The organism is Tolypothrix sp. VBCCA 56010, from assembly GCF_050875635.1.
In the GTDB taxonomy this organism is placed as follows: Bacteria; Cyanobacteriota; Cyanobacteriia; order Cyanobacteriales; family Nostocaceae; genus Hassallia.
On record NZ_JBPAOH010000010.1, the window covers coordinates 28,918 to 53,530 of the forward strand.

Genomic DNA, 24,613 nt, shown 5'->3' on the forward strand with positions numbered 1-24,613 from the left:
ACTCATTCAGTCAGAATACTAGATAAAATTCCCAAAATTTTACCTATATTATTAATATAGTATTCGCTCAAGTCAATCTCAACTACTTGCCCAATAAGTTTAAGAAACTTCCAGTTAGTTCCAGTAGTGACAGTTCCATAAATTGTTTGAATATTATTTCCCTCGCGTTCATTAAACAATTTAGCTGCGATCATTTCTGCAACACACTCTCTTGAAAAGCTTTGATCGGAGGAAACCTCCGCTCAAACTTTTCGCTGACCTAATCCGGCATTAATATTTTCCTTTTTAGCTTCAACAATCGTTACTACTGGGGCACTGACAATTAATAATTCTGGTGAACGGCTAATCAGAAAATCACAATTTCCATTTAGTCCTTGTGATGGTTCAACTGTAAAGTCAATTCCCGAAAATAAACTTACTTGATAATTTAAATATTTTCTGACTGCAATTAAAATAGGGGCAATAATCATTTCCGAACGGGATTTTTCTGTATTACTAGCCAAAGCTAATGGTATATTTTCCCTAATAATATCTGATAGTAATGGCGGTAATTATAACTCTAATACAGAAGAAAATATATCAACTTTATCGGAAATAGTTAAGCCAAAGCTTCTCCTCACTCTATCTAAAGTAAAGTCACTGTATGACACTTTAGTTACTCCTGTTCATAAACCCATATATTAAAATTGTGCCAATTACAAGCATGATTCGTTGCTAATAATTGACACAATCAGTATTCAAATATTTTCTATTAACCAAACAAACCACCGAAAAACTCAAGGGTTTCCTTCAACGCTTTGATAAAAACATCAATTTCTTCGCGGGTGTTGTAGAAAGATAAACTTGCTCTTGCGGTTGCCGGAAGACCCAAAAAACGGTGTAATGGTTGAGTACAGTGATGTCCAGAACGAATCGCTACGCCTTCTTGATCTAATAATGTAGATAAGTCATTAGCGTGGACTTCTCCAGCGGTGAACGCAGCCAAAGCAGCTCTACCTTCACCATCAGCATCGGGTTTGGGACCATAAATTCTGATTTCGGGAATTTGCAGCAATTGTTCAAACAAATAAGCAGTTAATTCCGCTTCATATGCGTGGATTTTATCCATGCCAATACTACTAAGATAATCTACCGCAGCACCGAGAGCGATCGCTTCCCCAATTGCCGGTGTACCAGCTTCAAATTTATGCGGTAATTCTGCGTAGGTCGAATGGTCTAAAAACACCTCCGCAATCATTTCCCCACCACCAAAAAACGGCGGCATTGATTCCAACAAATTCAACTTGCCATACAAAAAGCCTATCCCAGTTGGGGCGCACATTTTGTGACCGGAAGCAACTAACCAATCACAATCTATTTCCTGCACATCAACAGGCATATGAGGGACACTTTGACAAGCATCAATTAACACTTTTGCACCGTATTCATGCGCTAAAGCGCAAATTTCTTGCACCGGGTTAATGCAACCCAAAGTGTTAGAAACATGCACCGTTGACACCAATTTAGTTTTTTCCGAAAGCAGAGTTTTGAACTGTTCTAAATCAAAAGTTTCTTCAGGTGTCAATTCAACAAACTTCAAAACTGCACCCGTCTTTTGCGCCACCAATTGCCAAGGTACAATATTACTGTGGTGTTCCATCACCGAGAGAATAATTTCATCTCCCGGTTGCAAATTGCTCATTCCCCAACTGTAGGCTACCAGATTAATCGCCTCAGATGCGTTGCGGGTGTAAACAATTTCTTGACGAGATGCAGCATTAATAAATTTAGCAACTTTGTCTCGCGTCGCTTCATAAGCATCAGTAGCTTTCGCGCTGAGAGTATGCGCTCCGCGATGCACGTTAGCGTTATACTGCTCGTAATAATCTCGCAAACGATTAAGTACCAGCAAAGGTTTTTGCGAGGTAGCAGCATTATCCAGGTAAATTAGAGGTTTGCCGTTGACTTCCTGATTCAATATTGGGAAGTCAGCGCGAACTTGATCGGCGAGGGTTTTTGTTGGTGTAAAAGTCATACTATTTTGGATTTTGGATTTTGGATTTTGGATTTATGATTTTGGATTAAAAATGAGAAATTGTTAGTTCAGCATTAACCACTATTCAATACCCAATCTAAAATCCAAAATCTAAAATCTAAAATCTGTTGACTGTTTGCGTGAGAGTTTCGCGCAAAGAAGGAATCGGTATTTGGTTGATAATTTCAGCCGCGAAAGCATTAATTAATAAGTTGCGAGCATCATTCGCATCAATACCTCGGCTTTGTAGATAAAATATTTCATCATCTTCCAACTGACTAACAGTCGCACCGTGAGCGCATTTAACATTATCCGCCGTAATTTCCAACTGCGGCTTAGTATCAACCCTAGCTTTAGATGATAGTAGCAGGTTGCGATTTAATTGCGCCGCATCAGTTAACTGTGCAGGTTTCGGGACAAAAACTTTGCCATTGAAAACTCCATGAGCGCGATCGCCTACAATACACTTATGCAATTGCCGACTCACACTGTGCGGATAATTGAGAGCAATTACACTGTGAGTATCAGCCAGTTGCTTATCCTTAATCATCGTCAACCCATTTAAAGTAGTTTCCGTTTGCTCACCAGTTTGGAAAATCTCTAAATTGTGACGCGAAAACCTTCCACCCAAACTTACAGCATTACAACTATACCGACTGTAACGAGCTTGCATCACCGCAGTCTTCCCAACATGAAAAGTCTCAGCACCATCACACTCAACCCGAGTATGACTAACCTCAGCATTCTCCTCAACCCAAATCTCCGTCACCGCATTATTAAAATAAACCCTCTCCCCCTCTGCGTTCTCTGCGTCTCTGCGGTTCGTATACTCCTCCACCAAACTAAAGAGCGAACCACATTCAGCCACCACCAAACAACGCGGTAAAGCAATCCTCCCCTCACCCAAAGCAACAAACACCAAATAAATCGGTGTTTCCACCACCACATTCTTCCCCACCCATACCACCGCCGCATCAGTCATACCAGCAGTATTCAGAGCAGTAAACACCTCGCGATCGCCTGACGCTTGTGCCAAATATTGCCGCACCCGCTCATCATAACCCCCAGGTAAATTAGCCAAATTGCTAACCACCACCCCATCAGGTAAACCAGAAACAGCAGATAACTCAGGTGCATAAACACCATTCACAAAAACCAAACAGCTCTTATTCGCTTCCGGTAAACTAAAAGGCGTAATATTTGGTAAAAACGTCTCTACATTGAATTGCACCTCACGCAAAGATGACAAATCAGCAAAACGCCATTCTTCATCGCGGGTAGTAGGAAGTCTTGATTGACGCACCCAATCAGCAGCACGTTGACGCACATCTTGCAACCAACCCTCTGACTTTGATGCAACTACTTTATCTAACAACCCAGTTAAATAAGCATCTTTATCCACCAAAGTGTTAGAAATCGGACTTGGAGAAACTTCAATAGACATTACACACCCACCTCAGCTTCTTCCAACACCCAGTCATAACCGCGAGACTCCAACTCCAGCGCCAAATCCTTACCACCACTGATAAGAATCCGCCCTTGAGCCATCACATGCACAAAATCCGGCACAATATAATTAAGTAACCGCTGATAGTGAGTAATCATAATCGTCGCATTTTCCGGACTCGCCAGCTGATTTACTCCATTCGCGACAATCTTCAGCGCATCAATATCCAAACCCGAATCAGTCTCATCCAGAATCGCCAACTTTGGTTCTAACAATGCCATTTGCAGAATCTCATTCCGCTTCTTCTCACCACCAGAGAAACCCTCATTCAAACTACGATTCAGAAAAGCCGGATTCATCTTCACAACATCCAGCTTTTCCTCTATCAAATCATCAAAATCAAACGCATCAATTTCTTCTAAACCCTGCGCTTTCCGGCGAGAATTATAAGCCACCCGCAAGAAATCCAAATTACTCACACCCGGAATTTCCAACGGATACTGAAACGCCAAAAATACACCACTTCTTGCGCGTTCTTCCGGTTCCATTTCCAGCAGATTTTGCCCCATAAAGGTGCAACTACCACCAGTTACCTCATAAGCTGGGTGTCCAGCCAAAACCTTAGAAAAAGTACTTTTACCAGAACCATTCGGTCCCATAATCGCATGAACTTCGCCCGATTTCACCTCAATATTCACACCCTTGAGAATCGGCGTCCCATTAACATTAGCCGTCAAATCTCTTACTGACAGCACGACTTCACTATTTTCAATAATCATCTTCTCTCTCTCTTATTTCTTTCGTAGTAAGCGCTTCAGCGCTTAATAAAAGCACTGAAGTGCTTACTACAGTTAACCAACACTACCTTCCAACTTCAAACTCAACAGCTTATCAGCTTCCACCGCAAATTCCATCGGCAACTGATTAAACACATCCTTACAGAAGCCACTAATCATCATCGAAACCGCGTCTTCACTAGAAATGCCGCGCTGTGCAAAGTAAAATAATTGGTCTTCCCCAATCTTGGAAGTAGAAGCTTCATGCTCCACCTTTCCAGTATTATTTTGCACCTGGATATATGGGAAAGTATTCGCATGAGCATTATCCCCAATTAGCATCGAGTCGCACTGCGAATAGTTTCTAGCTCCTTCTGCCTTCGGATTTATCTTCACCAAACCGCGATAGCTGTTACTAGAATTACCAGCAGAAATTCCCTTAGAGATAATCGTGCTGCGAGTGTTTTTACCAACGTGGATCATCTTGGTTCCCGTGTCGGCTTGCTGCATATTATTTGTCAGCGCTACCGAGTAGAACTCACCCACAGAATTATCGCCCACCAACACGCAGCTAGGATACTTCCAAGTAATCGCAGAACCGGTTTCTACTTGCGTCCAGGAAATCTTGGAATTTACACCCTGACACAAACCGCGTTTGGTGACAAAGTTGTAAATACCACCTTTGCCTTTTTCATCGCCGGCGTACCAATTCTGTACTGTAGAATATTTAATTTCCGCGTTGTCCAGAGCAACAAGTTCAACCACAGCCGCGTGTAGTTGGTTGCTATCGTACATCGGCGCGGTACAGCCTTCCAAGTAGGAAACATAGCTGCCTTCTTCAGCAACAATCAAGGTACGCTCAAATTGTCCGGTATCGCCGCTGTTAATCCGGAAGTAGGTAGACAATTCCATCGGGCATTTTACGCCTTTAGGAATATAGACAAAAGAACCATCGCTAAATACAGCCGCATTCAATGCCGCAAAGTAGTTATCGGCGGCAGGAACAACGCTACCCAGATACTTTTGTACTAGTTCGGGGTATTCCTGCAACGCTTCGGAAATTGAGCAGAAAATAACGCCGTCTTTGAGCAGCTTTTCTTTAAATGTAGTGGCGACAGAAACACTATCGAAAATGGCATCTACAGCGACGTTTCCCAGACGCTTTTGTTCTGATAGGGGAATACCTAGCTTTTCAAAGGTTTCCAACAGAGTGGGATCTACTTCATCCAAACTGTTAAGCTTTTTCTTCGCTTGTTTCGGTGCGGAATAGTAGATGATATCCTGATAATTAATTGGCGGATACTGAACGCTATGCCAAGTCGGTTCTGTCATTTTTAGCCACTGGCGATAGGCTCTGAGGCGAAACTCCAACATGAATTCCGGCTCGTTCTTCTTGCTGGAGATCAAGCGGATAACATCTTCGTTTAGCCCACGCGGTATGGTGTCTGCCTCAATATTGGTGACAAAGCCATATTTGTAGGGCTGGTTGACTAAGGTTTTGACAGTGGCACTCATCAGTTCTTTTCTCTCGTGTTCTCTTTTAGGTGTCTCTTTCACAGATGGGAGACGGGCGGTAAGCCGATTTCCCTTCATCGTTAACCCAGAGTGGTTACGCGGGTGTTACAATAAGGATGGAGAGTAAAACAACAAGTTAGTTGTTTAAGTTATCTCCATTTTACGCTACATTAACAACAAGAATGTTGTCAAAGTGAAATTTCCTAATTATTTTTCAGGACTAAGATGGCGACTACCCAGCAGTCCTCAACCAAGCAAGAGATTCTAGAATATCTCCTGAAACACTCACGGGCAACAGCTTTTGAGCTAGCCGAGATTTTAAATATTAGCCCGCAAGCGATTCGTCGCCATCTCAAAGATTTGGAGGCGGAAAAGCTAATTTTGTATTCATCGATACAAGAAGGGATGGGGCGTCCGCAGCACGTTTATCATTTGAGTCGTGAAGGACGCGATCGCCTGCAACGAGGTGATAGTTATGGGGAATTTGCTGTTTCTCTGCTGGATACATTAGCAGAAACGGTAGGACGTGACCAAGTAAGCACGATTTTAAGAAAACAGTGGGAACGTAAAGCTCAAGAATATCGCGATCGCTTGGGTAAAGGTTCGCTCAAAGAACGGGTGGAAAACTTAGTTGAGTTGAGAAAAGCTGAAGGCTTCATGGCAGAGTGTCACCCGGTAGAATCGAATGAATCAGAAGGCGATCGCTTTATCTTAATGGAGCATAACTGCGCCATTTCCAACGTTGCCGAGTCTTTCCCCAGCATTTGCGGTCATGAATTAGAAATGTTTGCCGCCGTTCTCCCAGATTGTACAGTAGAGCGGACTCATTGGATTATCAACGGCGAACACCGTTGTGGCTATTTGGTACAAGCGCGAAAACCTTGCGCCGAATTAGATTAAGAAATTTATATTTACATTAACTTTAAGTCATAAATAAGAGCTACGTCGTAATCTGTTTTACAAATTACAAATTAGCAATTGTCCGTTAAGTTTTAGTTAAAGGTTATGAATTTACCCCCACAACAGCAGCCGTCAACACAATTCTTAACTTTAGAAGAGTCAGCCAAAGTTGACGCTGCCTTGCTTTCTTCCCCAGAAAAGTTTTTAACGAGATTAACAATTTCATCTCTCAAACTTTTGAAGCACATCGCCCAAGAGTATGATGTGAGAATTGAAGATTTAACAACACAGCAAGTGATTGCTTGGTTTGAGAAAGATGGTAAGATTCGCCGAGAGCAAGGAACAGAGTCTGCATACCTGAATTGGTAAATTATGAAAAAATCGTAGAGACGTTCCAGCGGAACGTCTCTACAATAAATAATCTAAACAAACAGCAAAAAGCACCTTTTTCGAGGTGCTGTCTCATGCGATGTAAATTAATTTTACAGACCACATTTTAAGTGTAAGTATTAGTACGCGGACTGCGAGCACCTGTAACCGCTCCAATCATTGATGCAACTAAACCCAGCAAAGAACCGAATACAAACCACCACAAACCTCTAGATGTAGCACCAGCAATATTGCGAGCTTCTTCAGCACTTACATTAGTTCGGGGTACGTTCACACCACCTTGTTGTTGCACTTGGTTAATCACTTCCCCAGCGTTAGAAGCAGCAACACCAAAAGCACCAGATACCCCACTAGCCAAGAGCCAAGAGCTAACTGCTAAAGTGGTAGCCCAGAGAATTGCCCCATTGAGAAGAGCGGTGCTGCGGTTCATCGGACCACAAGCGCGAGCAGTCACCCAACCACCAGTAAAAAGGGAAATTAACAAACCAATAGTTGACCAAATTCCCACATTTCCAGCAACATCAGGAGCATTTGTTCTGGGTGCGCCAGAATTTGCAATACTACCTGCGCCGATCGCTGCAAATAAAGCGCTTAAAATTAATTGCGTAGCTAGGGAAACTAACAAACCAGAAATAATCGGACCCCAACGAACGCGATCGTGATAATCAGCAACTCTACCCACTACCGCCGGCTCATTAATTACATCATCACCAACTCTATTTACGTATGACATAGCTTATCTTTTTCCTCACTTTTTTAGCAGTTTTTTCAGCTATATTCTTGCTTGTGTATTAAGATTAAATTCCTCTTGCTGAATTTTTATATCTATCAATAGAAATACTTATTAACTCTATCTTTAGTAATAATTTTGAAAAGGCTTTAATACTATTTAATATAACTGTTGAAGTCTGTTGAGATTATGAATTAATCATTAATTTTGGCAGAGATGAATTATTAAGTTAAAATCCAGTTATTCCACGTTAAAAATAATTCAAATCATAATGCGGAAATATTTCCCAGTATGTTAAGAATTTTAAATTGTAGAGTGCGAAGCGCCGAAAGTACGACACCCTACTGATTATATTTGTCTGATGAGTATTAAGCAGATTAACGTAATTTAGGCAAAATAGTAAGTTAAGGTAGATAAATTTTTATTAATAATAACAATTCATGAAGAGGGGTAAAGGGGAAAGGGGAGGCAGTGCGTTGCGGAGCCAGCGCTGTGCGGAGGTCACGAACGCCCTCGGCGACTGGCGTGGGGTACCAAGCGTTGTAGCACCTGCCTATGATTGGGTAAAGGGGGAAGAAAATGTATTGGTATTGCACTATCCCAATTAAAGACCACTTCATAGTTGTGGGGGTCTTAAACCCGCGCAGGGAATAGAATTGGAAAAAAGAATTCGGTTGGGTTTTTAAATGACTTCTTCCCCTTTGCCCTGTCTTGAAAAAGTCTGATGCCTTCTCCTGTCGGAGAGGCTTCGCCAACGGCAACTTTGCCTTGGGCGAACGGAGGAAACCTCCGCTCAGATTTTCCGCTTTTTTCCTTTTCCCTTTCCCCCTCCCTGATAAATTTTTGGCAATACGTTTTCAGCTACATTGGGATGTGCAGCTAACTTTTTCAAGTTCTCTTAGATAAAAAGGGAACAAAAATTATTGCTGCACATCAAGTAATCAAGGCATTCTTCAATTACGCAGCTTGATAGCGGTGCCTGTCGCGGTAATCAGCAACAAAACCCCTGACTGGTCAACATTAATCGTACCAGTATCAAATTCAATCCCGACAACAGCATCTGCCCCCAAACGCGATGCCCGCTGTTCTAACTCTTGTAGTGCCTTACGTTGACCTTGCTCAAATAAGCGCTCATAGCTGCCGGTGCGTCCACCAACAATATCCCGAATGCTAGCGAAAAAATCCCGTAGGAAATTGCTGCCGTAGACGACTTCTGCCGTCACAATACCTAAATATGACTGAATGACAGACCCCTGAATTACATCGGTCGTGGTTAAAATCATAAATTAGCCTCTTGAGCGTTACGTCTGTTGTGTGCTTCTAACCGGATTTTAGATTTGGAATAGGTATTTAGATATAGTGATGACGATATTGTTTGCCACCATATGTAACTTTTTCTTTCTCAAAATGGTATCAGCCAAGACAAACGCTACGGCGCTGACCTTAACGGATGAGTGTAATGCATCAATAATAAATATGAAAACAGAATAAATACAGTTTTCAAAACTCAAGATTTTTGTTTTAATGTACATGCAATTACACGACATGTGAAAAAAATTGCCAAATACTTCAGGATAATTACGGTGTACAAGCAGACATCATTTCTACTAAGTGTTATTTTATTAGGTAGTTTTGCAGCTACAATCCCCTCGGTGGCTCAGGCTCAGGTAACAGTAGCGCAAGCTAGAAGCGCAGAGTTAAAGCAATTGCTAGAAGATGGGCGGCGGTTGGTGAATTCTGGAGACTATAACGGCGCGATTTCTGTTTATCAACAAGCAGTAGCGATCGAGCCAAAGAATGCCAAAATTCATTCTGGCATGGGCTATTTATACGCTATACAAGGAAATTTCCCAGCAGCGTTAGCGGCTTACCGTCGCGCTCTTGGTATTGATCCTAACAATGGCGATTTTTTCTATGCTGTAGGTTATATCAAAGGAAATTTGGGAGATACTGCTGGGGCAAAGGACGCTTATCGTAAAGCGATACAGCTCAACCGCAACAATATTAATGCTTACTTGGGATTGGGTGTGACACAATCCCGTCTGGGAGATTATGAAGCAGCTATGTGGGCTTACGACCAAGCGATTAATATTGATAAGAATAATGCCCAAACTTATGAGTTGATGGGTTCAATGTTCAAGCAACGGCGAAAAGCCAAAGAAGCGAGTAATGTACTTAATAAAGCGCGTGACTTGTACCAACGTCGCAATGACTCAGATGGCGTGGCAAGGGTAGAAGCTTTGCTGCGAGATTTGGGAGGCTGATTAAACTTTAGAATACAGTCACCACCTCACAATGATAGCTGCATGTACTGGTAAGATAACCTGATTATTATCAGCCAGACTTGCAGCTATATTATATTAGAAACGAAGCAGGCAAACGTAATATTAAGTTGTTGGCGATTTTGTGCTACCTGCGGCTTTTCCAATATCCAGGTTCTCGACTGCAATACATAACAGCCAAAATCAAAATATAGTCCTGCTCAATTGTATAAAGAATTCCATAAGGAAACTTTTGAGTCAAACATCTGCGAACGTCCTCATCAAGCACAGCCCAACGAGTCGGAGACTCTTTTATTCGATAAACTGCATCCTCAACAGCATCAATAAAAGCTTGCGCTACCTCAGCACGTTGCTTTGCATAATACTGCACAGCTTCAGTATATTCAGTGAGTGCCTCCGGGTGAAATACATACTTCATTGCCCAAGTAGTCGCCTCACTTGAGCCAAAGCTTCTTCTCCTGGAATCGATTGGACATCTCCACTGCGAACCTCAGAAAGTCGCCTATGGGCTTCAGTAATCCAAGCAGCCTGAATTGTTAGGTCTGTATCGAATTCCAGGCTTTCCACTATCTTTTCTGCCAAGAGCGCCCTCGACGCACTAGGCAAAGATAAAATTTCTTCTGTCAGTTGCTCAATTGACCGCATAGCTAGCCGCAGAATGTTGAATGCTCACAGTGTAACAACAATTTGACCTCCACAATTATTGTAGTGACAGGATGCGGTCACTACTGGGTATTTTCACTCTTTGCGATCGCTATGAACTCACCATTAAATGCTTTGTGACGCGAGCATTTTTACAATTTGACTTTAAGTATTCTATCTTTTCAACTATAGGGTATCCAACACCAATTAAAATACCATGATGGTCTTCGCCAAGTAGCCACTCAAACTTCTTAGAAACAACATAGTATTCAAAACCATACATTTCTCCAAGCAGTTCAGTAACTGCTACAACCTTTCCCTCATAAAGCCAAAACTTGCCATGTAGTTTCGTACTGAGCCAATCTTCAGCAATAAACCAAACTGTTTCTTCTGGAGGAACAAGTTCTGTCAAAACTGCGGGTGCATATTCCATCTGAATCGAGGAAATGGGTTTTTTGAGTGAATCCCACCAACAAGAATAGCCTAATCCTTTTTTACCAAGGGTTGTAAATTTGTCGAGAATTGCTATCAATATACGTTCGTATTCGTGGAGACTAACTAACCTGAAGTCGTTTTCGGACAGGTTTAGTGCTTGCTTTGCTTCTTCAATGTCTATTCTAAAGTCTGAACGTTGAGTCACAAATAACATATGCTTTGGTGCAGTTGTTTTTTCAATCAACTTTCCCAAAATAAAATAAACTTTTATTTTTAATTTTAAATTATTAAAGGTGGGCAATGCCCACCCTATAATTATGCAGCGTGTTGACGATACCACTCGATGGTATTCTTCAGCCCCTGCTTGAAGTCTACTTGAGCGGTGAAACCAAAGGCTTGTTTTGCCCGTTCGGTATCCAAACAGCGACGGGGTTGACCATTCGGTTTGTCGGTTTCCCAGACAATTTCGCCGTCAAACTCCATCAATTCGCAAATAAGATTAATCAAATCGCGGATGGAGATTTCATAACCGGTGCCCAAGTTAACCGGTTCAAAATCGTTGTAGAATTGAGTGCCCATGACAATACCCCGCGCTGCATCTTCAGAATAAAGAAACTCGCGGGTAGGACTACCATCACCCCAAACCGGAAGTTTCTTTTGTCCCTGAATTTGCGCTTCATGAACTTTGCGAATTAACGCTGGGATGACATGGGAACTACTGGGGTCAAAGTTATCTTCTGGTCCATATAAATTTACCGGCAGAAGATAAATGCCATTAAAGTTGTACTGCTGGCGGTAAGCTTGCAGTTGCACTAAAAGCGCTTTTTTGGCAACTCCGTAAGGGGCGTTAGTTTCTTCTGGGTAGCCATTCCAAAGGTCATCTTCTTTGAATGGTACTGGAGTAAATTTGGGATAGGCGCAAATAGTGCCAACACAAACAAATTTTTCTACTCCAGCTTGGTAAGCAGCGTGAATTAACTGCGTACCCATCATCAAGTTGTCGTAAAACAACTCTGCGGGTTTTTCCCGGTTGAGACCGATACCGCCAACGTGAGCTGCTAGGTGGATAATAATGTCTTGTTGGTCAGCTGCGCGTTGGCAATTTTCCCAGATACGTAAATCGCAATCACGCGATCGCGTAACTGTAATTTTTTGGCGATCGGCTCCAGCCTTACACAGCTTCTCTATTACCTGACGCCCCAAAAACCCAGCTCCACCTGTAACGAGAATCCGTTTATTTTTTAGTTCTAAGGCGGTCATATTTTTCTCCTCATCGGTATGTTAATCACAAGTGGAGAACACCCAGTTCTTGACGAATAGTAGCAATATCACGAGGCATTTGCGAACCATGTCCATTCGGTGAAGTGCAACCGAGTGCTTGCAAATCTGCTTCTACCATCAGCGCTACCAACTGGTTAAATGTTACCGATGGTTCCCAGCCTAACTTTTGCCGCGCTTTGGTAGAGTCGCCAATTAACAAGTCTACTTCAGCCGGTCGCAGATAACGTTGGTCGAACTCAACATAATCTTGCCAATCGAGATTCACATAACCAAACGCTAAATCCAAAAATTCCCGTACTGTATGGGTTTCATTAGTAGCAACCACATAATCGTCTGGCTCGGACTGTTGTAACATGAGCCACATCGCCTTGACGTAATCTTTGGCGTAGCCCCAATCCCGTTTGGAATCAAGATTGCCCATGTAAAGTTTTTTCTGCTTACCAGCAAAAATCTTGGCGACTGCCATTGTAATCTTGCGCGTCACAAATGTTTCACCGCGTCTCGGCGATTCGTGGTTAAATAGAATGCCATTACAAGCAAACATTCCGTAAGATTCGCGGTAATTCACCGTTTGCCAGTGAGCGTAAACCTTAGCGCAAGCATAGGGACTGCGGGGGTAAAACGGTGTTGTCTCGCTTTGTGGCACAGCTTGTACCAAACCATACATTTCCGAAGAACCTGCTTGGTAGAATCGCACTTGAATCCCGGTGCGATGTTGATAGTCACGAATCGCTTCTAACAAACGCAGAGTTCCCATTCCGACTGCATCCACGGTGTATTCCGGTGAATCAAAACTTACCCGTACATGAGATTGAGCGCCCAGGTTGTAAATTTCTACCGGCTGGACTTCTTCTAAAATGCGGCGCAGTGTGGTACCGTCTGTCAGGTCTCCGTAGTGAAGAAATAACCGCACTCCTTGTTTATGAGGATCTTCATAAATGTGATCGATGCGGTCTGTGTTGAAAGTAGAAGTCCGACGGATAATACCATGAACTTCATAACCTTGTAAGAGCAGAAATTCACTCAGATATGAACCATCTTGACCAGTAATACCAGTAATTAACGCTCGCTTTTGTTGGGTCATGCTCAATTATCCCTTGTCGTTTTTGATTAAATAAATACAGGCAAACTGATACAACCTAGCAGCTAATTGCTCAATTGCCCAATGGGAAACCTACGAATTTTGCTGGCATGTGTGCTATCAACTTAAGTACTAGTACTTAAGTTTAAGTATTATTACGTTATCGCCTTACTTTTATTCGGCAGACTTGACCTAATTCTGTATAATTTTTTCATCTTTACCAGAATTTTATGAAAACCTAGTTTTTGTTAAGATAGAATAAAGTAGAAATTTTTGATAGATATAGCAATCCTATATGATTTGTGAAGATTCACCGTGCTCAGAAACCCGACTTCTTTAAGAAGTCGGGTTTCTAAAGAAGAATCTATTAAAAATCCCACGGCTATCAGCACATGGGATTTCTCGGTTTGTGAACCGTCGTTTACTTTTGGGCTGAAGAAACAATTAGGTTATCAATATGCACCGTTATTTTTTGGGATAACGACAACACCAACAGTTTTCAAGATGATCCATAAATCGAGCCAAAGATTGCCAAATTTGACATAATGCAGGTCTATTTGAACTCTCCGAGGGTAGGGAATGTCATTGCGCCCTGAAACTTGCCACAATCCCGTAATTCCTGGTCGGATAGTTAAAATTTGCTCGATCGCAGACCCGTACTTTGGCAGTTCTTCTTCTACTAAAGGTCGCGGACCAACAACACTCATATCCCCTTTTAAAACGTTCCAAAATTGGGGAAACTCGTCCAAGCTGGTAATTCGCAAGAATCGACCAATTTTTGTGATCCTGGGGTCATGTTTGAGCTTAAAACTAGTCTCAAACTCTTGTCGCAATTCTGGGGAAGTTTCCATCATTTGCATGAGAACTTCGTCAGCATTGCTCACCATTGTTCGGAATTTAATACAATTAAATGGCTTATAGTTTTTGCCGACTCGTTCCTGTATATAAAAAATCGGACCTTGCGAGCTGGAAGCAATCAGTAAGGTCAAAACCAAATAAACAGGCGAAAACAATATCAGTACTAACAGCGAAAACAAAATGTCGAACAGTCGCTTGGCAAACTCTCCGTTTAAACCTTGTAAAGTCAATGCTTTGGGTTTAAATCTAGGTGTCTTGGTTTTTTGACCACCTTTTAAGAAAGTACGCACAGACGCGCTAGCATCTTGCCGTAGGCTTCGCCGCTTGCCGGAGAGGAGTGAGCTCTGGGCAGTCATCATACTCCTAAATAATCCACACCACACATAGTCCCAATCTTAAAGCCTTTCGGAGGTGCTTCTGGGGGTAATTTTCCAAAAGCCTAGAAAACTATTGCAAAAATTAAGACCGTTACTCCAAAAATGGTCTTTTTTCGTTGCACGTATTTATAAAATCTAGATAACGTTTTGCAAATGTTTGCACATCAAATTGGGCAGCGTGCGAGCGCGCATACTCTGGATTAAACTTACCCTCATACGCTTCAAAGGTTTCTACTGCTTCTACAAGGTCTGTCTGAGTCTGATTTTTGAAGAATATACCCGTCCCTGTACCCACTTCAACTGTGCGAATATCCCGCACAGTTTCTAAAGCACCACCTGCACCATAAGCTATCACCGGCGTACCACAAGCTTGTGCTTCTACCAAAGCAATGCCAAAGTCTTCACAAGCTGCATACACAAACGCTTTGGCACTAGCCATATATCTTTTTACTACATCATCTGGTTGCCACCCCAGTATTTGTATATGAGAATCCGCTATTTCCTGAATTTTTTTCATCTCTGGTCCTGTACCAATTACTACTAAAGATCGTTGCAGCTGATTAAAAGCTTTGACAATTAAAGATACTTGTTTATAACTTACTAACCGGGAAACTATTAGGTAAAAATCCTCTTTTTGAGGAAAAAATGGCAAACCTTCAATATTCACCGGTGGATAAATTACTTTTGCTTCTCGTCGATAGCAGCGCCAAATTCGACGAGCTGTATGCTGTGAGTTAGCAATAAAATAATCAACGCGATTTGCCGTTAACACATCCCAAAAGCGCAAACGATGCAGTAAATACCGCGTTGCCCACCCAGGTAAACCATTGCCTAACTTACTTGCTTTTAGATAATCAAAAGTCAAATCCCAGGCATAACGCATGGGACTATGACAGTAGCAAATATGCAACTGATCGGGAGTGGTGAGGATGCCTTTAGCAACGGCATGGGATGAAGACAAAATTATGTCATACTCCCGTAAATCTAATTGTTCAATCGCCAGCGGTAAAAATGGCAAGTATTTTTGAACACCATCGCGGGCGAAGGGAAAGTGCTGAACAAACGTTGTACCAATTCGACGCTTGTATAAATAACTTTCAGGATTAGTAGATTCAAAGTCGATGAGGGCATACAAGTCAGCATCAATGTGATTCAGAATCTCCCGGACAACGAGTTCTGAACCGCCTGTGGCTTTGGGTGTAAGCCATTCATGAACTAAAGCATATTTTAAGGGCACTGCTAACTGTAATTGGTAGAAAACACGCTTGGGAAGTTATGAGATTAACTGAAAACTTTCCGGTTGCAATTAATTCATGGACGATCGCCCCACATTCATCACAAGACGTAATTATCAGTGAAAGAGTTTCCGCAGGATACCGCAACCTGATAACCTCAAATTGGGGGCTAGGGGCTAGCCCCTACTACTGAGATAAAATAGGGAATTTATGCGAATTTTAATTATGGGTGGTACTCGGTTCATTGGTGTCTATCTCACGAAGATGCTGGTGGAATCCGGACATATTGTGGTACTGTTCAATCGTGGCAATCGTCCAGCACCCCAACAAGTAGAACAAATTACAGGCGATCGCACTGACGCGGCACAGCTTAAAGAAAAGTTATCACAAGAAAACTTTGATGTCATTTTTGACAATAACGGACGGGAACTTACTGATACTCAACCATTGGCGGAAATTTTTCAAGATCGCGTGCAACATTTTGTTTATATGAGTTCGGCTGGGGTGTACCTCAAATCCGATCAAATGCCTCATGTAGAAGGAGATGCAGTCGATCCAAAAAGCCGCCACAAAGGTAAGCATGAAACGGAAGCATTTTTAACACAATCGGGATTGCCTTTTACGTCGATTCGTCCAACTTATATTTATGGTCCGAGTAATTATAACGAGTTGGAAAGTTGGTTTTTTGATAGAATTGTACGCGATCGCCCGATTCCCATCCCCGGTAATGGGATGCACATCACCCAATTTGGTCATGTGAAAGACTTGGCAAAGGCAATGACTAAGATTGTAGGTAACAAACAAGCCATAGGGCAAATTTATAATGTGTCAGGCGATCGCTTTGTCACTTTTGATGGTTTAGCCCGTGCTTGTGCTGTTGCTGCGGGTAAATCACCGGATGATGTGAAAATCGTTCATTATGACCCGAAAAAGTTTGATTTTGGCAAACGTAAAGCTTTCCCGATGCGGGTGCAGCATTTCTTTGCATCGGTGAATAAAGCGATGAAAGAGTTAAATTGGCAGCCTGAATATGATTTAATTTCTGGGCTACAAGATTCTTTACAGAATGATTATCTTGCTTCAGGGCAAGATAAGGCTGAAGTTGATTTTTCTACGGATGAGGAGATTTTGAAAGTGGTTGGTAGTTAGTTAAAGCGTTGGTGCGATCTGCCAAGGGCAGCAGCGCTTCCGCAGAGCGGACGAGGGGCGCGAACGCTATCGCGTTAAAGTGTTCCGGTATTATTTCCATTATTCTGGGCGATCGCATTGGCAGACCAAATCCACCTGTTGTTCCTGTGACAATTGGAGAAGGCTTTTACAGAAAGTCGGCGCAGGAATTGCCCACTCCTTCCAAGGGTGGGATGAGCTTAAGCTGCTATGAGAATTTTATGTGGAAGGTTTCAGAGTTTGGCGAGTTAACTGGCGTATCTGCATCCACGTTAAGGCGATGGGAATCAGAAGGAAAGCTGATTCTGTGAGCGTACAATGGGGAATCGTATGCTGATTAATCACACTGGGCGACATAATGGCTATCCAAAATCAAATTCGCCGCTTTTTGAGCATAGAGAAGAGTATTGAGTGCGTAACCGAAAAAATAGCTAACTGTAGGTGGGGAAACTCTAGTCTAGCCGCCATACTACTGTGTTTTCTTCCGGTTGGAACTGCCACCGCAGCTACTAAAGTGATGTCTTTAGGAGACTCTCTATGTGCAAGCAACATTGCCGCTCTGCGTAGTCAGGTAGCACACACCAAATTTGGGTCTGCCATAGACTGGGTGGGAACTAAAAAAGACGGCGCATATACTGACCCCGATAATGAGTGTCATGGTGGTTGGTCAGCAGCGCAGGTGTTGCAACAACCGAAATCAAATGTTCGTCTTCCCTCGTGGGAGAAAAACCCAGGAGGCATTCGAGACTGGGTTCAAGCGACCAAGCCTGATGTGGTGCTGATAATGCTCGGCACTAATGATTTCTTTGGTAGTGATGCACGAGGCGATAACACCTCAGGCTTTCTTACAAAATCCCTTCAAGGGATTATCGATGATATCTTGTTATTACGTCCCAACGCCAAAGTTATAATCGCCTCAATTCCCCCGTTTAAATGGGATATTCAGAAGGGCGCTGATGCTAATCAAACTAAAACTACTGCCAACGCATTCCTTAAGCAACGTGTCACAAAGCTCTCCGCACAGGGTAAGCGAATCTTCTTCCTTGATATGCACGCTTCAATACTTGCTCGAAGCAAACAGGGCGATATTTTTAGCAGCGACGGTCTCCACTTTAACGAGCAGGGCAATAGGTTTATAGCACAAGAGTGGACTCGTGCCCTTAAAACGGTACTCCAAAGGGCGCAAACGCCCATTATTCCGACAACTTCTAAAAACTATTAACATCTGTGAAGTGTTTTTGTAGATAGGCAAAGAAGCCACGGCATTTCAAAGTAGCTTTAGTATTATATAGAGCGCGATCGCCTTTTTCTTGGCTAGTATTATTCCCCTCAGGTTGGCGATCGCCTTTTATCAAGCACCAATACCCCAGGCTATTTTAGTGTTGGGAAGTGCTTCTGAAAGAATCGAGTTTGCAGCGCAGTTTTGGCAGTCTCACTCTAATTTAGATATTTGGGTTTCCGATTTGAAAATTTATAATCCACCTGACTGGGATGATAAACAAGGATAAACTATAAAAATGTACTTTCATGACAAACCCTCAAACCGAATTTGATTCACCGAGTAAGGACATTTTACAAATCTATGGGATTAAAGCTCAAATTTGGGGAGTCAGGTCAAAATTTGTTACCTGAAATTGAATCTATTGGAGATGTTAACTTGTTGTCAGCTATTTTAGAAGCGATAGAAACTGCGGATTCGGTGGACGAATTGCGGCAAATTTACCAACCAGCAAGCGAGTAGTTTAAAAGCAGCGACACTCCCTCCAGAAGTCACTTTGTGGTTGATTGTGTCATAACACATCATAATTATCTATCTAATTAAAATTAGGACTTACGCAAAAAGTTGTCAAAAGCTTGAATTTACGTAGGGGCAATTCATGAATTGCCCCTACAAGACTTTAGTGGGTGCGTAAGTCCTAAAAATGTTCTCCAAGATATGCGTACTCGTTATCCTCAAATAGAGTCGCGACTCGATTGCGGGTTTACGAGATATTCTTGCTCATACTTATTTTCTTTCCTGATGTATCGACTTAGTAAATGGCTAGCTTCTACAAAATAGTATGAAACGCAAAGTCTCTAAACGCGATCGCCTGAGATTGGTAAGGCTAGTAAGTGCGATCGCATTTATATTAACTGGTATTATTCCTGGTAGGATAGCGATCGCCTTTCATCAAGCCCCAATACCCCAGACTATTTTAGTCTTGGGGAGTGCTTCCGAAAGAATGGAGTTTGCTGCCCGATTTTGGCAATCTCACACCAATTTAGATATTTGGGTTTCTGATTACGCTTGGAATCTGGATGTTAATCGTCGCATTTTCCAACAGTTTGACGTTCCGAATCAGCGGTTGCACTTGGATGGTAGAGCAACGGATACTGTGACTAATTTTACGACTTTGGTAGAAGATTTTGTCAGGCAGAAGTTACAGCATATTTATCTGATTACGTCAGATTATCACATGAAGAGGGCAAGAGCGATCGCATCCATAGTTTTGGGCAGTCACGGAATTGCGGTTACACCTGTGGGGGTTCCTTCGCGAGGAGATAAGTCAGAAACCCTGGTGCGAGTGCTGCGAGATTGTGGGCGTTCTGTGGTATGGATTTTTACTGGGAGGACGGGAGCAAGTTTGAACCCGCATTTGATGCTTTAAAACAACTGCTCCAATTAAATCGTCATGTAGTTACTGCTGATAAATCTAAATGGGAAAAAGAGCAGCAATCATATCATGTTCGACAAATTACTTGCGATATGTCCGAAGCGAGGAACGTTCTTTCTTGGTGTCGCAGACAAGCAATCGCAAGATTTTGAGATTACTTCTCTTCTCCTGTCGGAGACGAAGATCGCGAACGAGACGCTCCTTTGAGGACTACGCGCTTCGCAAAGCCAGATGATAAGCGTTGCGCGGCAATCGCTTCGGACAAGTGTTTAGTCGTTATATTGTTATTGCTACCACAAATGTTAAGCATTTGAGTCGCTTTGCTGAGTCTAAAGTATGGAGAGATATTAATTTCTAATTCAATCAACTACATCTGGCTTTATTACTTCTTGTTCTGTGGCAGAAGTTACAGCATAAAATTGTGAAATTTGCACCAATATCGATTTGAAGTCAAAAGTACGAAAATTTATCTTTGCTTTATTTAGTCCGACCTAGTTATTGTTCGCGGTTACACCGTTTTTATTTTGCGCTGTGGTCAATGACCATTTAGTCCCAGATGCACCGTTTGTATTATTTCCAGTGATTACACAATAATCAAAAGAACCAGTTGAGGTAGCGATATGAATGCCATTATTACAGCCTTCTGCTATCAAATTATTGATAACTGATGTTCGGCGCATCGGAGCGGCAGAGGTAATGTCTGAAATACTTATACAATATCCAGTTACCTTGTTGAAAACATTCCCGCTTATCACACAATCATTAATTGATTGTTTTACCAATATGCCAGCCGCACAACTCACAAAACTGTTGTTGTAAGCAGAAAACGATTTTGCTCCTGCACCATTGGCTTGATAAATACCAGCCGTTGCTAGCCCCGAAAATAAGCAATTCCTTATCATCCATCGAGCAACACTGAAATAACCTAAAGAAATACCATAAATCAGATTGCCAATACCATAAAACGAGCAGCTATCAACGATGCAATCAAGGCTTTGATAATTATCACTGTCGCATCGTAACCCTACACCATTCCAATCGGTAAAGATACAGCCTAAGAATTTGTTCCTAGCGAAAAGCCCCGATCCTCCTGTAACTGCAAATCCTTTCCTGAAATTGCAATTTTGAAAGATACCATCTGCCATTGCAACTACTTTAGCTGTACCATAAAATATGCAAGCATTAGCTATAAATCCACATCCTGATTTTGTTTGATAGTATTCGAGCAGATCGGTAATACTTTTAAATTCACAGCCAATTATTCTAAAGTCTAATGCTCCCGCCGCTCCTCCCATCGTCAAATCTGAGACAATGCTAGTGGCAAAATTACAGTTTTGAACTAATAATCCTTGAGTTGCTCCGTATGTAATCCCATAATAGCAGCGATCAAATCGCGAATTGATAATGCTAATATTTACCGAATTATTACTTGTAGCGATCCCAGCAAGTAATCTATAAGAAGCTCCGTATGCGGATACAGGATTAAAATAAGTTTGATCGTTTCCACAGGCATAAAAAGTGCAACCATCAATCAAAACCTCGTATCCATCCTCAATATCTAATCCATCGAGAGCCGCTTTTTCAGCATAGCAATTGATGATTTTAATACCAGATGGAATTGTCTCACCACTGCCACCAGCAACCGTGTAGCAATGCCTGCCGCAAGTCGATACCCAACAATCACGAATCACTACATCTGTATGAGATAGACCCACCCCTTTCGCATATCCGGCAATGTATATTCCATCACCCGAATTCATCCCACCACCTGCAATATTATTTATGGTGCAATTAGAGATGCGAATATTTTGAATGCTGCCATAACGAGCCTCAACAATAATTCCGAAACCCCCTGAATCACTGTCTATTGTTGGTTTTACTTGGTTCGAGACTCCCATTTTTTGAATTACTACATTATTGATTTTGAGGTTAGAAATGCGCGTAGCGTAAATACCTACGCAACCACGAAATCCTGTAGAAATAGTAGAGGTCTGCCCTCCTCCATCAATCAGTAAATTATGAATAAAGATATTTGAACTGTCGCTAGAATTTCCTGTACTAAAAGCAGTGATTGAATTTGCCGCTAGCTGAATAATTGTCCCAGCCCCATCCCCAAATATCTCTCGATTAGATGGAATCGTAATCCCTTTGGTTATTTTGTAAGTGCCCGCAGGAATATAAACCTTGTTTGATGCTGTAACCGCAGATTGAATCGCGCTAGAATCATCCGTAATGCCATCACCAACCGCACCAAAATCTTTAACCGAGACAAACTCTTTTAATGTCATAACTTTGCTAGAAACTGGTTGGATTGCAACCGCAAATCCGCTAGTAAGCATAGTAATAGCAGCAAACTTACGACGTGTCATTTTGGTCATTTTTCTTCTCTCTCAGATTGGGATATAACAAGTAAGTAGCCATCATGAGCTTCGCATACAAGTAAACATGAAAATAGGTTTTTCCCCCTTTACCATATTTTCAAGTCAGCCAATCACGGGATATGCGGTAATATCTGTTGCAGTGTCTTTAAGGGGTGAGAAGTCGGAGTCTTTGGTGCGGATGGTAAGGGATTTGGGCGATCTGTTGTGTGGGTTGTGACTGGGAGGACGGGAGCAAGTTTGAAGCCGCGTCTTGAAAAACTATGATTTTGCCTACCAAGCACTAAATGCCATAGTAGGACTTGAACCAGGATGTAAATTTTTCTAATCCTACCTCAATTGGTGTATTTGGTTTGAACCCGACATATTGAACGAGATCGTCAACATCGGCATATGTGATTTCAACATCACCCGGTTGCATTGGCAAAAAATTTTTCTGTGCTTTTTTACCCAAATGACTTTCTAGCACTTCAATAAAGTGTAGTAGTTCTACGGGTTGATTGTTGCCGATGTTATAGATTTTGTAAGGAGGAATGCTCGCATCTAAATCTGGTGTAGGGATTTTATCAATAACCCTCACCACACCTTCAATAATATCGTCGATATAAGTAAAGTCTCGTTGCATCTTGCCATAATTGAATACGTTAATTGGTTCACCTGCCAAGATTGATTTTGTGAAGGAATAGTAAGCCATATCAGGACGACCCCAAGGCCCATATACCGTAAAAAAGCGTAGTCCTGTAGCTGGAAGGCAATACAGATGACTATAGGTGTATGCCATCAGTTCATTAGCTTTTTTTGTGGCGGCATAGAGGCTGATGGGGCGATCGACATTGTCGTTTACGGAAAAGGGGATCTTCGTATTGGCTCCGTATACCGAACTTGAAGAAGCAAATACTAGATGTTTGACTTGGGAATGACGGCAACCTTCCAGAATATTAATGAAACCGTCTAGATTGCTGTCTGTGTAGGCATGGGGATTTTTGATGGAGTAGCGCACGCCTGCTTGAGCAGCTAGGTTGACTACAATATCAAACTGATGAACTGTAAATAATTTAGCTATACTTTCTCGATCTGCTAAGTTTAATTTATAAAAGCTAAAGTTCTCATTTTCCTGTAGTTGCTGAAGGCGATCGCATTTGAGTTTAACATCGTAATAGTCGTTTAAATTATCTAAGCCAACAACGGTATCGCCTTTAGATAGCAGTTTTTGACAGAGGTAAAAACCAATGAAACCTGCTACACCTGTAACTAGAACAGAACTCATAGTCTTACGTGTTTTTTTTTATTTTGTCTGCTAGTACGCGATCGTAGATTGCTTCGATTTGTTGCACCATTAAATTAGCATCAAATAGTTGCCGTGTAAGTTGACGGGCATTGTTCCCCAGTCTTTCTCTTTCTTCTGGATGTTGCAATAAGTAGTTTAAATGTTCAGCTAGCTGTTCTATATTCTTTGCAGGAAAAAGCAAGCCTGTTTCATTGTGATGCACAATTTCGGGAATGCCATAGATGTTAGGAACAACAACGGGCTTTCCGATTAGCATAGCTTCAGTCATGGCGCGTCCTAAGCCTTCCCATAGAGAGGATAAAGCAAAAACATCGGAAACTTTCAGAATTTCCGGTACATCTTCTCGTGAACCTAAGAATCTTACTTTATCTGCTATACCAAGTTGTTGGACTTGACTTTTTAGACTATTAAGAAGTTTGCCATCGCCAACTAACAGTAACAGAGTGTTAGGATGATGTTCTAGAACTTTGGCAAAGGCATCTATAAGAAAGTTAGGAGCTTTTTGTTTGTCTAAGCGACCTACTACAGAAATTGTTTGCCAATTTTCCGGAATTTTGAGGGTATGTCGAGTATGTTGAAGATTAAAGGGACGATCTAATTTGGCAAAGTCGATGCCACTGTATACTGTTTGTGAATTGTCTAAGCTGAGAATGTTAAGCATTGCTGCTTCTTGACGGTTAAGTTCGCTAACAGTGATAAATAAATCTGTAAAAGAACGAACGCTGCGTTCTATATTGATATAGAATTGGCGTTTCCATTTAGGCATAAAGTCATGAAATGGAAAACCATGAATAGTATGTACAACAGGGATTCCTACTATTTTGCCAGCCCAACGCCCCAAGATTCCTGCTTTGGAACTGTGGGTATGGAGGAGGTCAAATTTTTCTTGTCGAAGTAAGCTTACAATTTCGATTAGCGTCGCAATATCTTGTAAGGGACTGAGCGGATTAACAAGATTGGGAAGGGGGTGAAAAACATCTGCTGCTTTTTGTGCCCGTTCTTGCCAGAAACCATTGGGATTAGAGGCGAGGTGAACTTCAAAAGATGAGGGATTATGTTTCTCTATAGTTAGGAGCGTATTGTCTTGTGCCCCCCCGATAGTGATACTAGTAATCAAGTGTAGAACTTTCATCGTTTAAACATAAGGAGAGTCCAAAGATGCT

Annotated in this window: 25 protein-coding genes and 1 pseudogene; 9 read left to right on the top strand and 17 right to left on the bottom strand. The window is 42.0% G+C overall.

Annotation, left to right across the window (positions count from 1 at the left end):
• Nucleotides 1–2: 2 nt before the first annotated feature.
• From AABK37_RS05455 to sufB, 5 genes and pseudogenes are all read right to left on the bottom strand, one after another.
• A pseudogene (locus AABK37_RS05455) lies at nucleotides 3–650 on the bottom strand (hypothetical protein).
• Nucleotides 651–751: 101 nt separating this feature from the next.
• Complete coding sequence (locus AABK37_RS05460; RefSeq protein ID WP_432550581.1) at nucleotides 752–2,014, bottom strand: cysteine desulfurase; 1,263 nt, start codon at nucleotides 2,012–2,014, stop codon at nucleotides 752–754.
• A gap of 118 nt (nucleotides 2,015–2,132) precedes the next feature.
• Nucleotides 2,133–3,458, bottom strand: a complete 1,326-nt coding sequence (gene sufD / locus AABK37_RS05465; RefSeq protein WP_432550582.1) for a Fe-S cluster assembly protein SufD — start codon at nucleotides 3,456–3,458, stop codon at nucleotides 2,133–2,135.
• Nucleotides 3,458–4,240, bottom strand: a complete 783-nt coding sequence (gene sufC / locus AABK37_RS05470) for a Fe-S cluster assembly ATPase SufC (protein WP_432550583.1) — start codon at nucleotides 4,238–4,240, stop codon at nucleotides 3,458–3,460. Before sufC ends, sufD begins: the two co-directional genes overlap by 1 nt.
• 72 nt (nucleotides 4,241–4,312) lie before the next feature.
• A complete protein-coding gene (gene sufB / locus AABK37_RS05475) occupies nucleotides 4,313–5,752 on the bottom strand; it encodes a Fe-S cluster assembly protein SufB (RefSeq protein ID WP_432550584.1) in 1,440 nt (479 codons plus the stop codon).
• A gap of 225 nt (nucleotides 5,753–5,977) precedes the next feature.
• On the opposite strand from sufB, the gene sufR reads away from it, so the two are divergent.
• Together sufR and AABK37_RS05485 are read left to right on the top strand one after the other, a co-directional pair.
• On the top strand, nucleotides 5,978–6,652 hold the full coding sequence (gene sufR / locus AABK37_RS05480) for an iron-sulfur cluster biosynthesis transcriptional regulator SufR (RefSeq protein WP_432550585.1): 675 nt from the start codon (nucleotides 5,978–5,980) through the stop codon (nucleotides 6,650–6,652).
• A 105-nt stretch (nucleotides 6,653–6,757) separates the two neighbouring features.
• Nucleotides 6,758–7,021: a hypothetical protein gene (locus AABK37_RS05485; RefSeq protein WP_432550586.1), complete on the top strand. Its 264-nt coding sequence runs from the start codon at nucleotides 6,758–6,760 to the stop codon at nucleotides 7,019–7,021.
• Between the two features lie 127 nt (nucleotides 7,022–7,148).
• Here the strand turns inward: AABK37_RS05485 and AABK37_RS05490 are convergent, their stop codons facing one another.
• A complete protein-coding gene (locus AABK37_RS05490; RefSeq protein WP_432550587.1) occupies nucleotides 7,149–7,775 on the bottom strand; it encodes a hypothetical protein in 627 nt (208 codons plus the stop codon).
• Between the two features lie 950 nt (nucleotides 7,776–8,725).
• Nucleotides 8,726–9,055: a YbjQ family protein gene (locus AABK37_RS05495; RefSeq protein ID WP_039741135.1), complete on the bottom strand. Its 330-nt coding sequence runs from the start codon at nucleotides 9,053–9,055 to the stop codon at nucleotides 8,726–8,728.
• A 300-nt stretch (nucleotides 9,056–9,355) separates the two neighbouring features.
• Here AABK37_RS05495 and AABK37_RS05500 point away from each other — a divergent pair, with 300 nt between their 5' ends.
• Nucleotides 9,356–10,036 carry a tetratricopeptide repeat protein gene (locus tag AABK37_RS05500; RefSeq protein WP_432550588.1) on the top strand — a complete coding sequence of 227 codons (681 nt, stop codon included), beginning with the start codon at nucleotides 9,356–9,358 and terminating at the stop codon, nucleotides 10,034–10,036.
• A 145-nt stretch (nucleotides 10,037–10,181) separates the two neighbouring features.
• On the opposite strand, the gene AABK37_RS05505 is transcribed toward AABK37_RS05500, so the two are convergent.
• The 7 genes from AABK37_RS05505 to AABK37_RS05535 all read right to left on the bottom strand — a co-directional run bounded on the left by AABK37_RS05505 (nucleotide 10,182) and on the right by AABK37_RS05535 (nucleotide 15,965).
• Nucleotides 10,182–10,472 carry a type II toxin-antitoxin system RelE/ParE family toxin gene (locus AABK37_RS05505; RefSeq protein WP_432550589.1) on the bottom strand — a complete coding sequence of 97 codons (291 nt, stop codon included), beginning with the start codon at nucleotides 10,470–10,472 and terminating at the stop codon, nucleotides 10,182–10,184.
• A complete protein-coding gene (locus AABK37_RS05510) occupies nucleotides 10,469–10,699 on the bottom strand; it encodes an addiction module protein (protein WP_432550590.1) in 231 nt (76 codons plus the stop codon). The genes AABK37_RS05505 and AABK37_RS05510 overlap by 4 nt, the downstream gene beginning before the upstream one ends.
• Before the next feature lie 109 nt (nucleotides 10,700–10,808).
• Nucleotides 10,809–11,432 carry a DUF6756 family protein gene (locus AABK37_RS05515; RefSeq protein ID WP_432550591.1) on the bottom strand — a complete coding sequence of 208 codons (624 nt, stop codon included), beginning with the start codon at nucleotides 11,430–11,432 and terminating at the stop codon, nucleotides 10,809–10,811.
• A 14-nt stretch (nucleotides 11,433–11,446) separates the two neighbouring features.
• Nucleotides 11,447–12,391, bottom strand: coding sequence for a GDP-L-fucose synthase family protein (locus AABK37_RS05520; protein WP_432550592.1), 945 nt, complete (start codon nucleotides 12,389–12,391; stop codon nucleotides 11,447–11,449).
• Nucleotides 12,392–12,416: 25 nt separating this feature from the next.
• The gene (gmd, locus tag AABK37_RS05525; RefSeq protein ID WP_432550593.1) at nucleotides 12,417–13,496 is read right to left on the bottom strand and encodes a GDP-mannose 4,6-dehydratase; all 1,080 of its coding nucleotides are present in this window, start codon (nucleotides 13,494–13,496) and stop codon (nucleotides 12,417–12,419) included.
• 449 nt (nucleotides 13,497–13,945) lie between these two features.
• Nucleotides 13,946–14,707, bottom strand: coding sequence for a sugar transferase (locus AABK37_RS05530; RefSeq protein ID WP_432550647.1), 762 nt, complete (start codon nucleotides 14,705–14,707; stop codon nucleotides 13,946–13,948).
• Nucleotides 14,708–14,819: 112 nt separating this feature from the next.
• On the bottom strand, nucleotides 14,820–15,965 hold the full coding sequence (locus AABK37_RS05535) for a glycosyltransferase (protein ID WP_432550594.1): 1,146 nt from the start codon (nucleotides 15,963–15,965) through the stop codon (nucleotides 14,820–14,822).
• 208 nt (nucleotides 15,966–16,173) lie between these two features.
• Between AABK37_RS05535 and AABK37_RS05540 the strand changes: the two genes are divergently transcribed.
• The 6 genes from AABK37_RS05540 to AABK37_RS05565 all read left to right on the top strand — a co-directional run bounded on the left by AABK37_RS05540 (nucleotide 16,174) and on the right by AABK37_RS05565 (nucleotide 19,778).
• Complete coding sequence (locus AABK37_RS05540; RefSeq protein WP_432550595.1) at nucleotides 16,174–17,112, top strand: NAD-dependent epimerase/dehydratase family protein; 939 nt, start codon at nucleotides 16,174–16,176, stop codon at nucleotides 17,110–17,112.
• Between the two features lie 11 nt (nucleotides 17,113–17,123).
• A complete protein-coding gene (locus tag AABK37_RS05545) occupies nucleotides 17,124–17,441 on the top strand; it encodes a MerR family DNA-binding transcriptional regulator (RefSeq protein WP_432550596.1) in 318 nt (105 codons plus the stop codon).
• 47 nt (nucleotides 17,442–17,488) lie between these two features.
• Nucleotides 17,489–18,352: a GDSL-type esterase/lipase family protein gene (locus tag AABK37_RS05550; RefSeq protein WP_432550597.1), complete on the top strand. Its 864-nt coding sequence runs from the start codon at nucleotides 17,489–17,491 to the stop codon at nucleotides 18,350–18,352.
• A gap of 88 nt (nucleotides 18,353–18,440) precedes the next feature.
• Entirely contained in the window at nucleotides 18,441–18,638 is a 198-nt protein-coding gene (locus tag AABK37_RS05555; RefSeq protein ID WP_432550598.1) for a hypothetical protein, read from the top strand.
• Between the two features lie 74 nt (nucleotides 18,639–18,712).
• The gene (locus tag AABK37_RS05560; protein ID WP_432550599.1) at nucleotides 18,713–18,871 is read left to right on the top strand and encodes a hypothetical protein; all 159 of its coding nucleotides are present in this window, start codon (nucleotides 18,713–18,715) and stop codon (nucleotides 18,869–18,871) included.
• Between the two features lie 319 nt (nucleotides 18,872–19,190).
• The gene (locus AABK37_RS05565; protein ID WP_432550600.1) at nucleotides 19,191–19,778 is read left to right on the top strand and encodes a YdcF family protein; all 588 of its coding nucleotides are present in this window, start codon (nucleotides 19,191–19,193) and stop codon (nucleotides 19,776–19,778) included.
• Between the two features lie 497 nt (nucleotides 19,779–20,275).
• Here AABK37_RS05565 and AABK37_RS05570 read toward each other — a convergent pair whose 3' ends face one another.
• The 3 genes from AABK37_RS05570 to AABK37_RS05580 form a co-directional block, all read right to left on the bottom strand.
• Nucleotides 20,276–22,162 carry a glycosyl hydrolase family 28-related protein gene (locus AABK37_RS05570; RefSeq protein WP_432550601.1) on the bottom strand — a complete coding sequence of 629 codons (1,887 nt, stop codon included), beginning with the start codon at nucleotides 22,160–22,162 and terminating at the stop codon, nucleotides 20,276–20,278.
• A 283-nt stretch (nucleotides 22,163–22,445) separates the two neighbouring features.
• Entirely contained in the window at nucleotides 22,446–23,429 is a 984-nt protein-coding gene (locus AABK37_RS05575) for an NAD-dependent epimerase (RefSeq protein WP_432550602.1), read from the bottom strand.
• A gap of 4 nt (nucleotides 23,430–23,433) precedes the next feature.
• Nucleotides 23,434–24,567 carry a glycosyltransferase family 4 protein gene (locus tag AABK37_RS05580; protein WP_432550603.1) on the bottom strand — a complete coding sequence of 378 codons (1,134 nt, stop codon included), beginning with the start codon at nucleotides 24,565–24,567 and terminating at the stop codon, nucleotides 23,434–23,436.
• Nucleotides 24,568–24,613 lie beyond the last annotated feature (46 nt).